Consider the following 18,082-nt stretch of genomic DNA (forward strand, 5'->3'; position numbering starts at 1 on the left):
GATGACGACCGATACGCAGGTGACCGGACGGCGCGCGGTGAAGGCGGTGATCCCGGCCGCGGGGCTGGCGACGCGCTTCCTGCCGGCGACGAAGGCGGTTCCCAAGGAGCTGCTGCCGGTGGTGGACCGGCCGGTGCTGCAGTACATCGTCGAGGAGGCGGCGGCCGCCGGGATCACCGACGTGCTGCTGGTGACCGGGCGCGGCAAGACGTCGATGGTGGACCACTTCGACCGGCGGCCGGACGTCGAGGCGCGGCTGGAGGAGAAGGGCGACCTGGAGCGGCTGCACGAGGTGCGGCGCACCAGCGAGCTCGCCGACATCTACACGTGCCGGCAGGGCGAGCCGCTCGGGCTGGGGCACGCGGTCGGCACGGCGGCGTCGCACGTGGGTGGTGAGGCGTTCGCGGTGCTGCTCGGTGACGAGTTCGTCGACGAGGACAGCCCGCTGCTGCCGTCGATGCTGGACCTACAGGCGCGCACGGGCGGCATCGTCCTGGCGTTCATGGAGGTCAAGCCGGAGGAGACGAGCCGGTACGGCATCGCGGTGGTGGGCGAGTCGGACCTCGGCGAGGACGTCGTCACGGTGCGCGGGCTGGTCGAGAAGCCGAAGCCGGAGGAGGCGCCGAGCAACCTGGCGGTGCTGGGCCGGTACGTGCTGCCGGCGGCGATCTTCGACGCGATCCGTGACACGAAGCCGGGCAGCGGCGGCGAGATCCAGCTGACGGACGCGATGGCGGCGCTGCTGGAGGCGGGCACGCCGGTGCACGGCATCGTGTACCGGGGGCACCGCTACGACACCGGCATGCCGCTCGGCTACCTGCAGGCCGTGGTGCAGCTGGCGTGCAAGCGCGACGATCTGGGTACCGAGTTCAAGCAGTGGCTGAACGAGTTCGTCTCCGGGGAGGGTCGCGCGACATGACCGCGACGGCCGATCCCGAGGCGGCCGCCAACGAGCTGATGCCCCTCGCCACCTACCTGGGCAGCGTGCTGCGCAGGCTGGTGGCGCTGCCTCCGCTCGACCTCGACCTCACCCAGGCGTACGGCAACGTCCTCGCCGGGGACGTCACCGTGCCGCACCCGGTGCCGGCCTTCGATCAGGCCGCCATCGACGGGTACGCGGCGCGCTGGGAGGACATCGCCGCGGCCGGCCGGGCCGGGTCGCACCCCTCGTTCGGCAGCTTCGAGGGCGGGCCGCGGCCCGTCCGGCTGAATGTGGTGGGCGACCTCGGCGCGGCCAGCTGGCGGCCGGTCCGGCTCACGCCGGGCGCCTGCTTCTCGGTGGCGGCGGGCGCGCCGCTGCCGCTGGGCGCCGACGTGGTCGTACCCGTGCACTGGACCGACCAGGGCATGGCGAACGTCGAGGTGTACCACGCCCCGAAGCGCGGCCAGGGGCTGCGCCGCGCGGGCGAGCTGCTCGCCGTGGGCCAGGTGATCGCGCACCGCGGCGCGTACGTGACGCCGGCGATGGTGGCCGCGATCGCGTCCGCGGGCATCGGGCACGTGGTGGTGCGGCCCAGCCCGCGCGTGGTCATCGTGGCCACCGGCGACGAGCTGGTCGACGTCGGGCGGCCCAGCCAGCCGGGACAGATCGTCGACGCCAACTCGCACGCGCTCACCGCGGCCTCCGTGGAGGCGGGGGCGCTGGCGTACCGGATCGGGATCTGCGACGACGACCCGGAGGGGCTGCGCGGCCTGCTGGAGGACCAGACGCTGCGGGCCGACCTGATCATCACCACCGGGGGGACGGGCACCGGGCCCGGCGACATGGTGCGCCGCATCCTGTCGCGGCAGGGCGCCGTGGAGTTCACCGACGTCGCCCTGTACCCGGGGGCCGCGCTCGGGTTCGGCACGGTCGGCGCGGAGGAGGTGCCGGTCGTCTGCCTGCCGGGCGACCCGGGTGCGGCGCTGATCGGCTTCGAGGTGCTGGTCCGGCCGGTGATCCAGCTGCTGGCGGGCGCCGAGCCGGTGTTCCGGCCCAGCGTGCGGGCGCACCTGCTGGAGACGATCTCGTCGCCGGGCGGGCTGCGCGAGTTCCGGCCGGCGCACGTCGCCGAGCGGCGCGGGGGCGGCTACACCGTGCAGCCGCTTGCCGGTGGGCCGTACACTCTCTCCGGCCTGGCCGAAGCCAACGGCCTGCTGGTCCTCGGCGAGCGGGTCACCCACGCGGCAGCCGGGTCGACCGTCGACGTGCTGCTGCTGGACCGGAGGCGATGATGCTGGGCTCGGTGCCGGGCTGGCCGGTCGTCCTGGCCGAGGGCCCGGTGGTGCTGCGGCCGTACAAGCGTTCCGACGCCGCCGCCTGGTCCGAGGTCCGCTGCGTCAACGAGCCGTGGCTGGCGCCGTGGGAGTCCGCGCCGCCCGGGCCGTGGCGCGAGCTGAACTCGCCGCGCGCCTTCTCCTACGTGTACCGGGACATGCGCAGCTCCGCCCGGCGCGGCGAGAGCATGCCGTTCGCGGTGTGCCTGCGCGGCGACAACGGCGACCGGCTCGTCGGCCACCTCAACCTCGGCAACATCGTGCGGCGGGCGTTCAGCAGCGCGTACGTCGGCTACTGGGTCGACTCGCGGGTCGCCGGGCGCGGCGTCATCCCGACCGCGCTGGCGCTCGCCGTCGACCACGCGTTCGGCCCGGCCGGCCTGCACCGCGTCGAGATCAACATCCGGCCCGAGAACGGTCCCAGCCGCCGCGTCGTCGAGAAACTGGGCTTCCGCGAGGAGGCCTACCACCCGCGGTACATGCACATCGACGGAACGTGGCGCGACCACATCGGCTACGCGATGACGAGCGAGGAGGTCGCCGCCGAGGGGGGCCTGCTGGCCCGGTGGCGGCGGGTCCGTACCACGACTCCATGATCGTCCGTACGCGTCGAATTCGGCGCGTTGCGAGAATTTCCGCAGGCCCGCCCGTATCTTCACATTCATTGGGACTTGCTGCGTGCGCGCCGGAGGGCGGTGGCATCAGGCTTCCGTGACGGGTACGGCGTGCGATGCGGGGGGCATCGCGGCCGTTGCCATCCCGTCCGGCGGGCGCGCGCGACACGGCTGACGGGAGGGGTGAGGGTGCCGACCTCGGTGCTCCTCGCCGTCCTCGCCGCGGCCGGGCTGCTCGCCCTCGCACCGGCTCTGGTCCGCCGGTACGACGCCACCGAGCGCCTGGTCGCGGAGCGGGCGCAGTCGACGGCTCGGGTGCTTTCGCGCCGCCGTCGGCGCCGCACCGTGCCCGGACACCGACCGATCAACACCGGACGCCGCGTCGTGGTTACGCTGCGCCCCGAAATTCCGGTGTCCGGCGCGCCCGTCTCCGCGATCCCCGTCTCCGGCGCCCCCGTCTCCGCCATCCCGTCGCCGCGCCGCCCGCTGCGCGTGGTGCCCCGCGGCGCCCGCAAGCGCCCGTCCCCGCGCCGCCGCCACACCCCGGCGATCGTCCGCCGTCGCCGCGTCCTCATGGCGCTGCTGCTGCTCAACATCGTCGAGCTGATCGGCGTCGCCGTCGTCGGCCCCGGCTTCTGGATCAGCTTCTCCGTCACCGGCGCCCTGCTCGGGGCGTACCTGGTGCACCTGCGCAACCGGGCCCTCGCCGACGCCCGCCGCCGCCGCGAGCAGGCCCGCGAGGCCGCCTGGCTCGCCGCCCGGCAGGCCGAGGTCCGCCGGGAACAGGCCCGCCGCGCCGCCGCTCGCCGCGAATCGCAGCGCCGCCTCGCCGCCCAGCGCGAGGCGGTCCGCCGCGCCGCCATGGGCCTCGACGAGACGGGCACGGCCGGCACGGTGTCGTACCGGGGGCTGCGCGGCCGCGCGTACGAGGCCGGCGGCCGCGCCAACCTCGCCTGACCGGCCCGGCGGGGTGGTTCGCGGGCCGGGCGCGCCGCCTGCTAGCCTTGTCCCGCTGGCCCGGCGTGAGTCGGGTCCGCGGGGCTGTGGCGCAGACTGGTAGCGCACCTCGTTCGCATCGAGGGGGTCAGGGGTTCAAATCCCCTCAGCTCCACCACCGGAAACAGCACGTCGAAGGCCCAGCCGCGCAGCGCGGCCGGGCCTTTCCTCATTCCCGCACCGGGCGGCAGCAGCCGGGCGCCGTCGTCCGGGTTCGCCGAACTGCGACACTGGCCCCGTGTCCGAGGTCGACGATTTCCTGGCCGACATCCTGCCGCGGCTGCGCGCCGCCGAGATCGCGCTGCACGAGGGCGACGCCGCGCCGCGCGCCGCCCTGTGGTCGCACGCCGACCCGGTGACGCTGTTCGGCGCCGAGGTCAACCGCTCCGGCTGGGCCGAGCTGGGGCCCGCCTTCGCGTGGGTCGCGAGCCGGTTCACCGGGTGCCGGTCGCTGGAGTACGAGATCGTCGCCGCCGGGGCGAGCGGCGACCTCGCCTACCTGGCCACCATCGAACGCATCACCGCCACCGCCCGCGGCGAGCAGGTGTCGTACGCGCTGCGGGCCACGACGGTGTTCCGGCGCGAGGACGGGGTGTGGCGCGCCGTGCACCGCCACGGCGACCCGTTCCGGGAGCCGGCGCCGGACGCGTGACCGCGCCGCGCCATCCGGGCGCCGCCGCGTCCCGGGCCGTAGGTTGAGGGGCGTGACCCCGACAATCCCGGGCCCCGGCTGGGTCGAGCACGTCATCTGGTGGCACGCGTACCCGCTGGGGTTCGTCGGCGCGGAGCGCGCCGGAGGCGGTCCCGTCCGGCACCGGCTGCCGCAGCTCACCGCGTGGCTGGACCACCTGCTGGCGCTCGGCGCCAACGGGCTGGCGCTCGGGCCGGTGTTCGCGTCCGAGACGCACGGCTACGACACCGTCGACCACTACCGGATCGACCCGCGGCTCGGCGACGACGCCGACATGGACGCGCTGCTGGCCGCGGCGTCCGCCAAGGGGGTGCGGGTGCTGTTCGACGGGGTGTTCAACCATGTCGGGCGCGGGCATCCCGCGTTCCAGGCGGTGCTGGCCGAGGGGCCGGGCGCGGCGACCGCGTCGTGGTTCCGGCTGCGCGAGTGGGGGCCCGGTGGCGAGCCCGACTACGACGACTTCGAGGGCCACCACCATCTCGTCGCCCTCAACCACGCCGAGCCCGCCGTCGTCGACCTCGTCGCCGACGTCATGAACCACTGGCTGGACCGCGGCGTCGACGGGTGGCGGCTGGACGCCGCGTACGCGGTGCCGTCCGGGTTCTGGGCGCAGGTGGCCGACCGGGTGCGGGCGCGGCACCCGGAGGCGTACCTGATGGGTGAGGTCATCCAGGGCGACTACGCCGCACTCGTGGCGGACGGGCGGCTCGACGCGGTCACCCAGTACGAGCTGTGGAAGGCGGTGTGGAGCAGCCTCAACGACCGCAACTTCCACGAGCTGGCGCACGCGCTGCGCCGGCACGACGGCTTCCTCGACACGTTCGTGCCGTACACGTTCCTCGGCAACCACGACACCACCCGCATCGCCAGCCGCCTCGACGACCCCGCCCACCTGGAGCACGCCCTGGTGGTGCTGGCCACCGTCGGCGGCACCCCGTCGGTGTACGCCGGCGACGAGCACGCGTTCCGCGGCGTCAAGCGGGACCGGGAGGGCGGCGACGACGAGGTGCGGCCGCCGTTCCCGGCGACGCCCGCGGAGCTGTCGGAGCTGGGGCTGCCCACGTTCCACCGGCACCAGGAGCTGTTGGGGCTGCGGCGGCGGCACCCGTGGCTGCACGCGGCCCGCACCGAACCGCTGGAGGTGACCAACGAGCACCTCAGCTACGCCAGCAGCGCGGGTGGTGAGCGCCTCGTGGTCGCGCTGTCCACCGGGGACGCGCCGGTACGGCTGACGGCGCCCGGGGTGTCGGAGGTGCTGGCGGGCGACGGCAGCGTCGACCGGCCGGGCGCCGCGGACGCCGGGGTGCGGCTCCCGCAGGGCGGCTGGGCCGTCCTGCGCTGAGCTGCGGTCAGGCGGCCGGCGCCGGGGCCGGTGCGGCGGCCTCGCGCGGGCGCAGCAGGCCCGCGCCCGCCGTCATCACCGCGACCAGGCCCAGGACCACCGCGAACGACACCGTCAGCGACGACACGTGGGCGATGCCGCCGATGACGCCCGGGGCGATCAGCCCGCTGCCGTACGCGACCCCGGCGACGCCGGCGATGCTGCGGCCCGGGTGGTCGCCGATGCGGGCGGCCGCGGCGAACACCAGCGGGACGACCACCGCGATGCCGACGCCGAGCAGGGCGAACCCGGCGATGACGAGCGCCACCTGCGACGACAGCACCACCGTGGCGGCGCCGGCCGTGGCGCACACGCCGGCCACCCGGACCGTGGCGACCGGGCCGAAGCGGTGCACGACGCGGTCGCCGAGGAAGCGGGCCACCGCCATGCTGACCGAGAACACGGCGACGGTGGCGGCGGCGGTGCTGTCGGCGCTGCCGAGGATGTCGCGGACGTACACGGCGGACCAGTCGAGGGCGGCGCCCTCGGCGAACACGGCGCACAGCCCGACCAGGCCGATGGCGAGGACGGCGCGGGTGGGCAGCGCGAACGCGGGCGGGGCGGCCAGGTCCGGCTCGGGGCGGTGCGGGATGAGCGCGGCGCAGGCGGCCAGCACGACCACGATCAGCACGGCGGTGGTGGCGGCGAAGTGGACGCGGGCGTCGACGTCGTGCCGGGCGGCGAACACAGCGACGGCCGAGCCGGCCAGGCCGCCGACGCTCCAGAAGCCGTGGAAGCCGGACATCACCGACCGGCCGTAGCGCTCCTCGACGACGACGGCGTGCGCGTTCATCGCCACGTCGGCGACACCGGCGGTCGCGCCGTACACGACCAGGACCGCGCACAGGCCGAGCAGCGACGTGGGCAGCGACGGCAGGATCAGCGCCGCGCACCACAGCAGCATGAGGACGCGGGTGAGGCTGCGCAGGTCGAAGCGGTGCACGAGCCGGCCGGACAGCGGCATCGCGAGGATGGCGCCGAGGCCCGGCATGAGCAGGGCGACGCCGAGGCCGCCCGCGCCGACGTCCACGTGGTCGGCGACCCACGGGATGCGGGCGGCGAAGGTGCCGGTGACCACGCCGTGCGCGGCGAAGATCACGGAGGTGGCGGCGCGGGCGCGGCGCGGGGTCGGCGTGTCGGAAACAACCACGGCCGCCACGCTAGCCGAATCCCGACCGCATGGTAAGTATTCGTCATGGGGTATGCGAAGGGCCGGGAGACCCGGCGGCTCGTCATCGACCAGGCGGTCGCCCTGTTCGGCGAGGCCGGCTACCGCGGCGCGTCGCTGCGCGAGATCGCCGCCCGGTGCGGCCTGTCGCACCCCGGCCTGCTGCACCACTTCCCGACGAAGGAGTCGCTGCTGCTCGCGGTGCTGGAACACCGCGACGAGGCCGACCGCCGCCGGCTCGCCGAGGGCGCGCCGGCCGGAGCCGCCGCCCTGCACCGCCTCGCCGACCTGGCCGACGTCAACGCCGGCCGGCGCGGCATCGTCGAACTGTTCACCGTGCTGTCCGCCGAGGCCACGGCCGCCGACCACCCGGCGCACGCCTACTTCGCCGACCGCTACCGGCGCACCGTCGCCGCCATCGCGGACGCGTACGAGGCGGCCCGCGCCGCCGGCGAGCTGAACCCCGGCGTCGACCCGGCCGCCGCGGCCCGGCACCTGGTGGCCCTCATGGACGGACTCCAGCTGCAGTGGCTGCTCGGCGACGACGACCTCGACATGGGCGCGCAGCTCCGCGACCACCTGCGCACGCAGCTTCGGCGACAATGATCGGATGACCGACGAGCGCCGGGCCCGGCTCTGGGCGAAGAACAACCTGTACGTCGACGCCGTGCTGCGGCCCGACGGCTCGCTCGTCTTCCGGGGCCAGGACCTGACGTCGCCGAACATGTGGGGCACCGGCGAGTACGAGTACGCCCTCACCGTCGCGCCGGCCGACGTGCCGCGGGTGGTCGCCGCGCTGGGCGGGTCCGCCGCCGACGACGTGCTGGCGCTGGTCGAGGCCAACGGCGAGCGGATCGTGACGACGGGGGAGCAGCGGTGGCTGCGCGGCGCGGGCGTCGACCCGCAGTTCTGGTCCCGCGTCGGCGACTAGCCGCTCCCGCCGCGGGGCGGGTGGGCGGTGCACGCACCGCCCACCCGCGCCACCGGTGCCGCGATCCCCGGCCCGGGCGCCTCGCCCCGAGGCGGCCGGGCCCCGCGGCGCCGGGTTCAGGCCGCCGCCGGGACGATCGACCCGGTGAGGGTCGCCCGTAGCGTCGGCTCGGCCGCCGACCACCCCAGATGGTCGAGCGTCAACAGGGCCGCGCCCACCACCGGGTCCGCGTCGAGGACGGTGACGGTGGCGCGGGGGGCCGCCACGGCGAGGCGGGTGAGCAGCGGGTCGTGCAGGGCCGGCTGGCGGGAGCGCAGGACGCCGCCGCCGAGGACGACCGCGTGCGGGGCGGCCAGCAGGCCGAGGCGGGTGGCGGCCACCCGGTGCAGGGCGAGGATCTCCTCCACCTGCCGCTCGACGACGGTGGCGGCGACCGCGTCGCCCGCGGCGGCGGCCGCGAACAGCAGCGGCACCAGGTCGAGCAGCGCCGCCCGGTCGATCGTGCCGAGGTGGACGGCGGCGGACACGTCGTCCATCGTGGGCAGGCCGAAGTGCGCCGCCACCGCGGTGGCCAGCAGGGACGCCGGGCCGCGGCCGTCGGCGGCGCGGGCGGCGTGCCACAGGGTCTCGTCGGCCAGGCCCATGCCGCCGCCCCAGTCGCCGGAGATGGCGCCGAGCGCGGGGAAGCGGGCGGTGCGGCCGTCGGCGGCGCGGCCCACGCAGTTGATGCCGGCGCCGCAGATGACGGCGACGGCGTCGCGGTCGGCGGTGCCGGCGCGCAGCAGCGCGAACACGTCGTTGTCGGCGACGTGCGAGCGAGCCCACCCGGCGGACGCCACGGCGGCGTCCAGCCGGGTGAGCTCGATCGGCAGGTCGATGCCGGCCAGGTACACCCCGACCGCGTCGACCTCCCCCGTCACCCCCGCGAGCGTGCGCACCTCCGCGATGAGGGACGACAGCACCTCCATCGTGCCGGTCAGCCCGATGTTGTCCGGCGACGAGCCGGGCCCGCGGGCGAATCCCAGCACCGTGCCGTCGCGCGTGCCGAGGACCACGTCGGTCTTGGAGTTGCCGCCGTCGACCGCCAGGAACAGGCCGCCGCTCATCGGGCCCACGCCAGGTGGTCGGTGTTCGCGGCGAGCAGCTTGTCGGTCAGCGCGTCCGCGTACTCGTGCTGGCCGACCAGCGGGTGGGCGAGCAGCGCGCGGTAGACGCGGTCGCGGCCGCCGCGCACGGCGGCGTCGACGGCGAGTTCCTCGTACCCGGAGACGTGGGCGATGAGGCCGGCCTGGTCGGGCGCGACGGGGGCGACCGGCAGCGCGGCCGGGCCGCCGGGCCCGACGGTCGCGGACAGCTCGACCACCGCGGAGTCCGGCAGGAACGGCAGGGCGCCGTCGTTGCGCACGTTCACCGAGTGCACGCCGGTGTCGTGGCCGTGCAGGGCCGCGATCAGCCCGACCGCGGCCTCGGAGTAGAACGCGCCGCCGCGCTCGCCGAGCAGCGCCGGCTTCGCGACCAGCGCCGGGTCGCGGTACATCTCCAGCAGCGTCGCCTCGATCTCCGCGACCTTCTGGCCGCGGGTGGGCGCGGTCCGCTCCTCCCGCACGACCTCGTCGTGGGCGTAGAAATACCGCAAATAGTACGACGGCACGGTGCCGGACAACCGCAGGATCTCGGCGGGCGCCTGCACCAGGCCGGCCAGCTCCTCCAGGTGCGCCGACAGCAGCTCGGGCAGCCGGTCCACCCCGTCCACCAGGGCGGCCCGCTCCCACGTCAGGTGGTTGAGGCCGACGTGGTCGAGCACCACGGCCTCGGGCGCGACGCCGAGCAGGGCGGCGAACCGGCGCTGGAAGCCGATGGCCACGTTGCACAGCCCGACGGCCCGGTGGCCGGAGTCGAGCAGCGCCCGGGTGACGATGCCGACCGGGTTGGTGAAGTCGACGATCCACGCGCCGGGCTTCGCGCGCGCCCGCACCCGCTCCGCCACGTCGAGGACGACCGGCACGGTGCGCAGCGCCTTGGCCAGCCCGCCCGCCCCGGTGGTCTCCTGGCCGACGCAGCCGCAGTCGAGGGGGAACGTCTCGTCGCTGATCCGGGCGGTCTGGCCGCCGACGCGCAGCTGGATCAGCACCGCGTCGGCGTCGGTGACCCCGGCGTCCAGGTCGGACGTCCAGGTCACCCGGCCGGGGTGGCCGTACGCGCCGAAGATGCGCCGGGCGAACGCGCCCACGATCTCCAGCCGGTCCGCGGCCGGGTCGATCAGCACGAGCTCGTCGACGGACAGCCCGGCGCCGGCGAGGCGGGCGAACCCGTCGACCAGTTCCGGGGTGTACGTCGACCCACCGCCGACGACGGCGATTCTCATCGGTTGGTCCTCTCGGGGAAGGGCGTGCGGGACGTCAGTCGGCGGAGTCGCGGATCGTGGCGATGAGCTGCCCGCGCAGGGCGGCGAGCCCGGCGTCGAACGCGCCGAGCAGCGCCGCGTCGTCGTCGATGGCGGTGACGGCGAGGCGGTGGTCCTGGGGCGACCAGCGGGCCAGGGCGGCCGCGACGGCGTCGCGCAGCCGGTCGCCCCCGGCGTGCGCGACCTCGCCGGCCAGCACGATCAGCGCCGGGTCGAGCACGGCGACGACGCTGGCCAGGCCCACCGAGACGCGGTCGCCGAGGGTGGCCCAGAACTCGGCGGCGTCGGCCGGGGCCGCGACGGCGGCGGCGACGGCGGCGGCGGCGGTGCGGCCCTCGAACCCGTGCTCGCGGGCCAGCGCCAGCACGGCCGGGCCGCCCGCGAGGTCCTGGAGCTCGACCTTGCCCTGCGGCGAGCCGGGCGCGTACAGGGGCAGGTAGCCGATCTCGCCGGCCCCGCCGCGGGCGCCGCGCAGCAGGGCGCCGCCCATGTCGATGGCCAGGCCGAGGCCCTCGTCGCCGAGCCAGACGAGGGCGAACCCGTCGGCGTCGGCGGCGATGCCGCGGGTGCGTTCGGCGACGGCGGCGAGGTTGACGTCGTTGTCGACACCGACGGTGGTGCCGAGCCGGTCGGCGATGCCGGCGACGAGGCCGGGCCGGTTCCAGCCGGGCACCTCGACGTGGTGGACGACGCCGGTGCGCGGGTCGTACGCGCCGGGGACGGCGAGCTGCACGTGCCGGGGCCGCCCGGCGCGCAGCCCGGCCTCGGCGTGCAGCCGGTCGACGAGGGCGGCGACGGCGACGGCGGGGTCGGTGCGCACGAAGTCGGCGGGCTCCTCGGCGCGGGCCCGGACGGCGCCGGTGAGGTCGCCGACGGCCCCGGCGAGGGTGGGCACGGCGCGGGTGCCGGTGTCGCGGACGGACACCGCAAACACGTGGCCGCCGTCGGGGTGGGCGGCGTAGATCTCGGCGCTGGGCCCGGGCCGCCCGCGGTCGTGGCCGACGACGGTGACCAGGCCCGCCTCGGTGAGCCGGCGCAGCACCTCGGAGATGGTCGGGGTGGACAGCGCGGTGAGGGCGCGCAGGTCGGCCCGGGTCAGGTTGCCGGTCTCCAGCAGGTGGCCGAGCGCGGCGGCCTCGTTGAGGGCGCGCAGCAGCTTGGCGGAGCCTGCGGAACGGGACACCCGGCCTCCGATTGATAGGCAAACTAACTAACAATTGCGGTGACGGTAGGGCTCGCCGCGGGCCGGTGTCAAGGGAGCGACCAGGCGTTTCGGGCACCCGTGGGGCGCTCGACCGGGGGGACAAATCGGATAGGCAGCAACTTTAAGAATGATTCAAGAAGCTTGATCGCCCCGGTTCCGGAACCTAGCGTCTGCCCGTCACCGTCCCCGTGACCACACCTCGCCCCTCCCCCCATCCCTCCTCCCCACCGAGGAACCGCCATGACCTCTCCTGCCCGGAATCCGCGCAGGCGCGCCCGGACCGCGGTCGCCGCCGTGGCCGCGGCGCTCACCGTCGGGGCCGGCGTCGCCGTCGTCGGGCTGCTGCCCGCCAGCGCCGCCGCCGCCCCGACCGCCACCTTCAGCAAGGACTCCGACTGGGGCTCCGGCTGGACCGGCCGGTACACCATCCGCAACACCGGCGACCAGGCCGTCACCTCCTGGACGGTGGAGTTCGAGCTCCCGGCCGGCACCACCGTCGGCAGCTACTGGGACGCCCTGCTCACCACCAGCGGCCGGCGCCACACGTTCACCAACCGGTCGTGGAACGGCGCCGTCGCCCCCGGCGCCTCCGTCACGTTCGGGTTCCTCGGCATCGGCACCGGCGTCCCGGCCGGCTGCACGATCAACGGCGCCCCGTGCGGCGGCGGCTCGGCTCCCACGACGGCCCCCACCACCACCCGGCCCACCACCGCCGCGCCGACGACCGCGCCGACCACCCGGCCTCCGACGACCGCCCCCACCACGCGGCCGCCGACCGGCCCGCCGGTCACCACGCAGCCGCCGACCGGCGGCCGGAACCTCGACGACCCGGCGAAGAAGGACGTCGCGATGCAGATCGTGTCCACCGCCGAGAACTCGTCGCTGAACTGGCGGGCCCAGTTCGCCTACATCGAGGACATCCGCGACGGGCGCGGCTACACCGCCGGCATCATCGGCTTCTGCTCCGGCACCTCCGACATGCTCCAGCTCGTCGAGAACTACACCCGGGTGTCGCCCGGCAACGTGCTCGCCAAGTACCTGCCCGCGCTGCGCCGGGTCAACGGCACCGCCTCGCACGACGGCCTCGACCCGGACTACCCGGCCGACTGGCGCGCGGCCGCGCAGGACCCGGTGTTCCAGCGGCAGCAGGAGACGGAGCGGGACAACGAGTACTTCAACCCGTCGGTCAGCCGGGCCAAGCAGGACGGGGTGCGGGCCCTCGGCCAGTTCGCGTACTACGACGCCGCCGTCATGCACGGCTACTCCGGCATGCAGTCCATCCGCGCGGCGGCGCTGCGCACGGCGAAGCCGCCGGCCCAGGGCGGCGACGAGACCGCCTGGCTGACCGCCTTCTTCGACGCCCGCGTCGTCGAGATGAAGAAGGAGGAGGCCCACTCGGACACCTCGCGGGTCGACACGGCGCAGCGGGTCTGGCTGCGGCAGGGCAACCTCGACCTGAACACCCCGCTGGCCTGGACCATGTACGGCGAGGGCTTCCGGATCGGCTGACCGGGCGGCGGCCCGGCCCCGGCCCCCCCGGGGCCGGGCCGTCACACCCCCAGCACGTCCGCCAGCGGCATGGCCGGGTGGCCCGTGAGGTCCGCGACGGCGGTGCTCACGCCCGCCAGCTCGCCCGCCGCGATCGCCGTGTACGTCGACACCCACGCGTCCACCTGCCAGCGCGGCGCCCCGTACGACGCCCGCGACGCGTACGCCTCCTCGACCGTCTCCGGGTGGTACGTGACCTGCCGGCCCGTCGCCTTCGACACCACGGCGGCCACCTCGTGCAGGCCGACGTCCTCGGGGCCGGTCAGGTCGTACGTCGCGCCGGCGTGCGCGTCCGCGTCGCGCAGCACCGCCACCAGGGCGTCCGCGACGTCGTCCTGCGCCACCGCCGACACGACGCCGTCGCCGGCCGGCCCGCGCAGCACGCCGTCCTCGCCCGTCATCAGGGGGAAGAAGTCGGCGTACAGGTTGTCGCGCAGGAACGTGTGCGGGATGCCGACCTCGCGCACGTACGCCTCGGTCGCGGCGTGGTCGCGGGCCAGCGTGAACGTGGCGTCGGGCGCGGCGCCGTAGAACGACGTGTAGACCAGGTGCTTCACGCCCGCGGAGGCCGCCGCGTCGACGAACGTGCGGTGCTGCTCCAGCCGGTCCTCGCCCTCGGCGGCCGACACCATCAGCACGGTGTGGATGTGCCGCATCGCCCGGCGCAGCGCCTCGCCGTCGCCGTACGACGCCCGGGTCACGACCGCCCGGTCCAGCCGCGGCACCCGGCTCGGATCGCGGACGATCAGGCGCTGGGGCACTCCCGCGGCGGAGAGCCGGCGGGCCACCCGGCCGCCGAGCCGACCCGTCGCGCCGGTCACGGCGATGGAGGTCATGGTCTCTGTCTACTACCTGGGCGCCACCGATCACAGCGGAACGGCGCCGGGCCCGGCGCAGCCGCGGTGGCATACGCCAAAAACGGGTGAAACGGGCCACCTTCGCGGCGCGGGATGGGATGGTCGCAGGGGAGAGGAGACACCCTGCGCGTGACCACTGAGCGGATCAACGACCGGCGGCGGCTGCGGGCGCTCGCCGCGACCGGCCTGCTCGACGGGCCCCGGGCGCCGGGCCTCGACCGCCTCGCGAACCTCGCCGCGCGCACCCTGCGCGTGCCGCACGCGTACGTGACCCTCGTCGACGCCGACCGGCAGCTCCTGCCGGGCGCCGCCGGGCCCACCCTGCCGCCCGCCGACCGCGAGGGCCCGCTGTCGCTGTCGTTCTGCCGGCACGTGGTGCAGGCGGGCGGTCCCGTGGTCATCGACGACACCCGGCTCGACCCGCGGGTCGCCGACCACCCCGTGGTCGCCGCCGGGCAGGTGCTCGCGTACGCCGGCTACCCGCTGACCAGCCCGGACGGGCACGTGCTCGGCTCGTTCTGCCTGGTCGACACCGCGCCGCGGCAGTGGACCGCCGACGAGCTGGACAGCCTCGCCGACTTCGCGGTGGCCGCCGAGTCGGAGATCGCCCTGCGCACCGCGAACGACCAGCTCGCCGCCGTGCTCGACACCGCCCAGGACGCGTACGCGGCGATCGACGCCGCCGGCGACGTCGTCGCGTGGAACCCGGCGGCCGAGAAGCTGTTCGGCTGGACGGCCGGCGAGGTGCTCGGCGCGTCCCTGACCGGCCTGATCGTGCCGGAACGCTTCCGGGCGGCGCACGAGGCGGGCCTGGACCGGGTGCGCGCCAGCGGCCACTCGCGGCTGGCCGGTCAGCGGCTCCAGCTGGCCGCGGTCGGCCGTGACGGGCGCGAGTTCCCGATCGAGCTGACGCTGCAGCACACCGGTTCCGGCCGGGACATCCGGTTCCACGCCTTCCTGCACGACATCTCCGAGCGCGAGGAGGGACGCCGGCAGCTGGAGGCGGACCGGGCGTTCCTCCAGGCGCTGCTCGAGAACCTGGACACGGGCGTCATCGCGTGCGGCGCCGACGGCGAGGTGGCCCTGACCAACCGGGCGATCCGCCGGTTCCACATGCCCGACGGCGCCGCGGGCGAGCACCCGGACGCCTGGCGGGACCTGCACCGGGTGTTCCGGGCCGACGGCCGCACCCCCGTCACCCGCGAGTCCGCGCCGCTGGCGCGCGCCCTGGCGGGCGAGACGGTCGCCGGCGAGGAGCTGGTGATCCGGTACGCCGACGGCACCAGCCGCCGGTTCGCCGTCCGCGGGCGGCAGATCCGCGACGCGAGCGGCGGCGTGCAGGGCGCCGTGGTCGTGACGCAGGACATCACCGAGGCGCACCGCCGCGACCGGCTGCTCGCCGCCCAGCACGCGGCCGCCGAGGTGCTCGCGGACGCCCCGCCGGACACCGAGGCCGCCGCGGCCGTCGTCGCGGCGGTGGGGGCGGCGCTGGGCTGGTCCGTCGGCGAGTACTGGGAGGTCGACGACGGCCGCCACGTCATCGAGCGGGTCAGCTCGTGGTCGGCCGCCGCGGACGGCCCCAGGGACGACACCGAGGCCGCGGACCGGCCGGCGCTGCTGCACGGCGAGGGACTGCCGGGGCTGGCGTGGGCGTCCGGGCGCGCCGAGTGGGTCGCCGACCTGGCCGCCGACCCCCGTGCGGCGGTCCGCGACGACGTCGCCGCCGCGCTGGCGGGCCTGCACACGGCGGTGGTCCTGCCGATCCGCAGCCCCGACGCCGTCCTGGGCGCGCTGCTGTTCGCCACCGACCGGCCGCAGCCGCCGGACGCCGAGCTGGTCGACACGCTCGACAGCGTCGGCGCCCACCTGGGGCGCTACCTCGACCGCCGCCGCGCCCGCGACGACCTCGACCGCGTCGTCCGGCAGATCACCGACTTCCTGTGGACCGTCGAGATCACCACCGAGGGCACCCTGGTGGTCCGGTACGTGAGCCCGAACGGCGAGCACGTGTTCGGCGCCGACGTGGCCGGCGTCGCGGACCTGGTGCCCGTGATCGGCGCGCGGGTCGACCCGGCGGACGCCGCGGCGTTCGCCGACTTCACGACCACGCTGGAGGGCGGCGGTACCGCCTCCGTGGAGGTGCGCGTCCGGGGCTTCGACGACGTGGTGCGCTGGGTGTGGTTCCGGGCGATCCCGCGCCGCAGCGGCGGCCGGCTGCTCGCCGACGGCGTCTGCACCGACGTCACCGAGCGGCGGGGCCTCGCCGACCGGCGCGAGGAGCTGCTGGCCGCCGAGCGCGAGCAGGTGCGCCGGCTGCGGGCGGTCGACCGGCTGAAGGACGAGCTGGTCGCGCTGGTCACGCACGAGCTGCGCAACCCGATCGCCTCCATCCACGGCTTCACCGAGCTGCTCCAGGACGACGAGGAGCTGCTCCACCCGCAGCACCGGCGGTTCGTGGCGGCGATCGCCCGGCAGAGCCTCCACCTGCAGGCCCTCGTCGACGACCTGCTGGACCTGGCCCGGCTGGACGCCGGGCACGTGTCGTTCGCGCCGCGGCCGGTGGCCCTGCACCCGCTGCTGACCGAGGTGCTGGAGGACAACCGCCCGGCCGCCGAGGCGGGCGAGGTCACGCTGACCGACGGCGCCGACCCGGAGCTCACGGTCATGGGCGACCCGCTACGCCTGCGCCAGGTCGTCGCCAACCTGGTGGCGAACGCGATCAAGTACACGCCGGCGGGCGGCGCGGTGCGGCTCGCGACGGTGCACGAGGGCGACCGGGTGACCCTGACGGTCACCGACACGGGCATCGGCATCCCGGCGGACGAGTACCCGAAGCTGTTCACCCGCTTCTTCCGGGCGACGACGGCGGTCGAGAACAAGATCGACGGCACGGGGCTGGGCCTCGCCATCGCCAAGGCGATCGTCGAGCGGCACGACGGCCTGATCCGGGCGTACCCGAACGACCCCGGGCCGGGCACGACGTTCGCGGTGACGCTGCCGGCGGTCTAGCCCTCCGACACGGTCACGACGGTCTTCAGCACCGACGGGTCGGTGTGGCCCATCGTCAGCGCCCGCTCCGACTCCGCCAGGGGCAGCCGCGCGCCGACCAGGGCGTCCAGGTCGATCCGGCCGCTGGCGGCCAGGGCGATCGCGTCGGGGTACGTGTGGGCGTACCGGAAGGTGCCGGTGACGATCAGCTCGCGCGTCTGGATGGCCTGCACCGGCAGCTGCTGGGTGCCGCTCGCGCCCATGCCGACCAGCACGGCGCGCCCGCGCGGGCGCAGCGCCCGGATGCCGGCGTCCACCACGGGCTCGGCGCCGGTGCACTCGAGCAGCACGTCCGGCCGGTACGCGGCGTAGTCCACGCCCCGCCGGGCGTCGATCACCTCGTCGACGGCGAACGCCTCGGCGGCCTTGAGCCGGTCCGGCTGCACGTCGGCGATCCCGACCCAGGACGCGCCGAACGCCCGGGCGGTCTCCGCGCACAGCACGCCGACCGGCCCGGCGCCGGTGACCAGCACGCGGGAGCCGATGGTGGTGCCGGCCTTGCGGTTGGCCCACAGGCCGACGGACAGCGGCTCGCACAGCGCGGCCGCGTCGTCGCTGAGCTCGTCGGGCACCGGGTGGGCGAACGCCTCGTGGACGGCCACCACGTGCGCGAGCGCGCCGTCGATCGGCGGGGTGGCGAAGAACCGGACGTCGGGGCACAGGTTGTACGCCCCGGCCCGGCACTGCTCGCAGTGCCCGCACGGCACCCCCGGCTCGACGGCGACCCGCTGCCCGGTGCCGACGACAACGCCGCTCGCCTCGTGACCGAGGATCATCGGCGCGTTCACCACGTGGTCGCCGATGCGGCCGTGCTCGTAGTAGTGCACGTCGGAGCCGCAGATGCCGACCGACCGGATCTCCACGAGCACCTCGCCCGGCCCCGCGACCGGCCTCGGCACCTCCTCGATGCGCAGGTCGCCCACGCCGTGCAGAACCGCGGCCACGTTCTGTGTCGTCACCACCACAGCATGCGCCCATCGACGG

The 18,082-nt window shown here is 75.6% G+C and carries 16 protein-coding genes and 1 tRNA gene; 11 read left to right on the top strand and 6 right to left on the bottom strand.

Going from position 1 to position 18,082, the window contains the following annotated elements; translation table 11 throughout:
- Position 1 precedes the first annotated feature (1 nt).
- The 7 genes from Sya03_RS00585 to Sya03_RS00615 all read left to right on the top strand — a co-directional run bounded on the left by Sya03_RS00585 (position 2) and on the right by Sya03_RS00615 (position 5,899).
- On the top strand, positions 2-919 hold the full coding sequence (locus tag Sya03_RS00585; protein ID WP_203936096.1) for a UTP--glucose-1-phosphate uridylyltransferase: 918 nt from the start codon (positions 2-4) through the stop codon (positions 917-919).
- Positions 916-2,214: a molybdopterin molybdotransferase MoeA gene (locus Sya03_RS00590; RefSeq protein ID WP_203936097.1), complete on the top strand. Its 1,299-nt coding sequence runs from the start codon at positions 916-918 to the stop codon at positions 2,212-2,214. Before Sya03_RS00585 ends, Sya03_RS00590 begins: the two co-directional genes overlap by 4 nt.
- Complete coding sequence (locus Sya03_RS00595; protein WP_370871907.1) at positions 2,211-2,852, top strand: GNAT family N-acetyltransferase; 642 nt, start codon at positions 2,211-2,213, stop codon at positions 2,850-2,852. The genes Sya03_RS00590 and Sya03_RS00595 overlap by 4 nt, the downstream gene beginning before the upstream one ends.
- Positions 2,853-3,053: 201 nt before the next feature.
- The gene (gene sepX, locus Sya03_RS00600; RefSeq protein ID WP_203936099.1) at positions 3,054-3,827 is read left to right on the top strand and encodes a divisome protein SepX/GlpR; all 774 of its coding nucleotides are present in this window, start codon (positions 3,054-3,056) and stop codon (positions 3,825-3,827) included.
- Between the two features lie 80 nt (positions 3,828-3,907).
- Positions 3,908-3,984, top strand: a tRNA-Ala gene (locus Sya03_RS00605).
- Positions 3,985-4,104: 120 nt separating this feature from the next.
- Positions 4,105-4,518: a YybH family protein gene (locus tag Sya03_RS00610; protein ID WP_203936100.1), complete on the top strand. Its 414-nt coding sequence runs from the start codon at positions 4,105-4,107 to the stop codon at positions 4,516-4,518.
- A 52-nt stretch (positions 4,519-4,570) separates the two neighbouring features.
- The gene (locus Sya03_RS00615; RefSeq protein WP_239107021.1) at positions 4,571-5,899 is read left to right on the top strand and encodes an alpha-amylase family glycosyl hydrolase; all 1,329 of its coding nucleotides are present in this window, start codon (positions 4,571-4,573) and stop codon (positions 5,897-5,899) included.
- A 7-nt stretch (positions 5,900-5,906) separates the two neighbouring features.
- Here the strand turns inward: Sya03_RS00615 and Sya03_RS00620 are convergent, their stop codons facing one another.
- A complete protein-coding gene (locus Sya03_RS00620) occupies positions 5,907-7,088 on the bottom strand; it encodes an MFS transporter (RefSeq protein WP_239107022.1) in 1,182 nt (393 codons plus the stop codon).
- Between the two features lie 45 nt (positions 7,089-7,133).
- Between Sya03_RS00620 and Sya03_RS00625 the strand changes: the two genes are divergently transcribed.
- Together Sya03_RS00625 and Sya03_RS00630 are read left to right on the top strand one after the other, a co-directional pair.
- Positions 7,134-7,712, top strand: a complete 579-nt coding sequence (locus tag Sya03_RS00625; RefSeq protein WP_203936102.1) for a TetR/AcrR family transcriptional regulator — start codon at positions 7,134-7,136, stop codon at positions 7,710-7,712.
- A gap of 4 nt (positions 7,713-7,716) precedes the next feature.
- Positions 7,717-8,037 (top strand): hypothetical protein, encoded by a 321-nt coding sequence (locus tag Sya03_RS00630; RefSeq protein ID WP_203936103.1) that lies wholly within the window; start codon positions 7,717-7,719, stop codon positions 8,035-8,037.
- Between the two features lie 116 nt (positions 8,038-8,153).
- Here Sya03_RS00630 and Sya03_RS00635 read toward each other — a convergent pair whose 3' ends face one another.
- Genes Sya03_RS00635 through Sya03_RS00645 form a run of 3 tightly spaced genes read right to left on the bottom strand, consistent with a single transcriptional unit; the run spans position 8,154 to position 11,624 of the window.
- Positions 8,154-9,143, bottom strand: a complete 990-nt coding sequence (locus tag Sya03_RS00635; protein WP_203936104.1) for an N-acetylglucosamine kinase — start codon at positions 9,141-9,143, stop codon at positions 8,154-8,156.
- Positions 9,140-10,402, bottom strand: coding sequence for a 6-phospho-beta-glucosidase (locus tag Sya03_RS00640; protein WP_203936105.1), 1,263 nt, complete (start codon positions 10,400-10,402; stop codon positions 9,140-9,142). Before Sya03_RS00640 ends, Sya03_RS00635 begins: the two co-directional genes overlap by 4 nt.
- Before the next feature lie 34 nt (positions 10,403-10,436).
- A complete protein-coding gene (locus Sya03_RS00645; protein ID WP_203936106.1) occupies positions 10,437-11,624 on the bottom strand; it encodes an ROK family transcriptional regulator in 1,188 nt (395 codons plus the stop codon).
- A 261-nt stretch (positions 11,625-11,885) separates the two neighbouring features.
- On the opposite strand from Sya03_RS00645, the gene Sya03_RS30730 reads away from it, so the two are divergent.
- Positions 11,886-13,154, top strand: a complete 1,269-nt coding sequence (locus Sya03_RS30730; protein WP_239107023.1) for a chitosanase — start codon at positions 11,886-11,888, stop codon at positions 13,152-13,154.
- 41 nt (positions 13,155-13,195) lie between these two features.
- On the opposite strand, the gene Sya03_RS00660 is transcribed toward Sya03_RS30730, so the two are convergent.
- The gene (locus tag Sya03_RS00660; RefSeq protein WP_203936107.1) at positions 13,196-14,029 is read right to left on the bottom strand and encodes an SDR family oxidoreductase; all 834 of its coding nucleotides are present in this window, start codon (positions 14,027-14,029) and stop codon (positions 13,196-13,198) included.
- A 150-nt stretch (positions 14,030-14,179) separates the two neighbouring features.
- Between Sya03_RS00660 and Sya03_RS00665 the strand changes: the two genes are divergently transcribed.
- Positions 14,180-17,059, top strand: coding sequence for a sensor histidine kinase (locus Sya03_RS00665; RefSeq protein WP_203936108.1), 2,880 nt, complete (start codon positions 14,180-14,182; stop codon positions 17,057-17,059).
- On the opposite strand, the gene Sya03_RS00670 is transcribed toward Sya03_RS00665, so the two are convergent.
- Entirely contained in the window at positions 17,056-18,057 is a 1,002-nt protein-coding gene (locus Sya03_RS00670) for an NAD(P)-dependent alcohol dehydrogenase (RefSeq protein ID WP_203936109.1), read from the bottom strand. The two genes, Sya03_RS00665 and Sya03_RS00670, sit on opposite strands and share 4 nt — an antisense overlap.
- Between the last annotated feature and the right edge of the window lie 25 nt (positions 18,058-18,082).

Source organism: Spirilliplanes yamanashiensis, from assembly GCF_016863475.1.
Lineage (GTDB): Bacteria > Actinomycetota > Actinomycetes > Mycobacteriales > Micromonosporaceae > Spirilliplanes > Spirilliplanes yamanashiensis.

Excerpts from the sequence above, each read along its gene's own strand:
- Sya03_RS00625 (WP_203936102.1), top strand. The coding sequence starts at position 7,134 with ATGGGGTATGCGAAGGGCCGGGAGACCCGGCGGCTCGTCATCGACCAG.
- Sya03_RS00585 (WP_203936096.1), top strand. The coding sequence starts at position 2 with ATGACGACCGATACGCAGGTGACCGGACGGCGCGCGGTGAAGGCGGTG.
- Sya03_RS00590 (WP_203936097.1), top strand. The coding sequence starts at position 916 with ATGACCGCGACGGCCGATCCCGAGGCGGCCGCCAACGAGCTGATGCCC.
- Sya03_RS30730 (WP_239107023.1), top strand. The coding sequence starts at position 11,886 with ATGACCTCTCCTGCCCGGAATCCGCGCAGGCGCGCCCGGACCGCGGTC.
- Sya03_RS00660 (WP_203936107.1), bottom strand. The coding sequence starts at position 14,029 with ATGACCTCCATCGCCGTGACCGGCGCGACGGGTCGGCTCGGCGGCCGG.
- Sya03_RS00595 (WP_370871907.1), top strand. The coding sequence starts at position 2,211 with ATGATGCTGGGCTCGGTGCCGGGCTGGCCGGTCGTCCTGGCCGAGGGC.
- Sya03_RS00640 (WP_203936105.1), bottom strand. The coding sequence starts at position 10,402 with ATGAGAATCGCCGTCGTCGGCGGTGGGTCGACGTACACCCCGGAACTG.
- Sya03_RS00635 (WP_203936104.1), bottom strand. The coding sequence starts at position 9,143 with ATGAGCGGCGGCCTGTTCCTGGCGGTCGACGGCGGCAACTCCAAGACC.
- Sya03_RS00630 (WP_203936103.1), top strand. The coding sequence starts at position 7,717 with ATGACCGACGAGCGCCGGGCCCGGCTCTGGGCGAAGAACAACCTGTAC.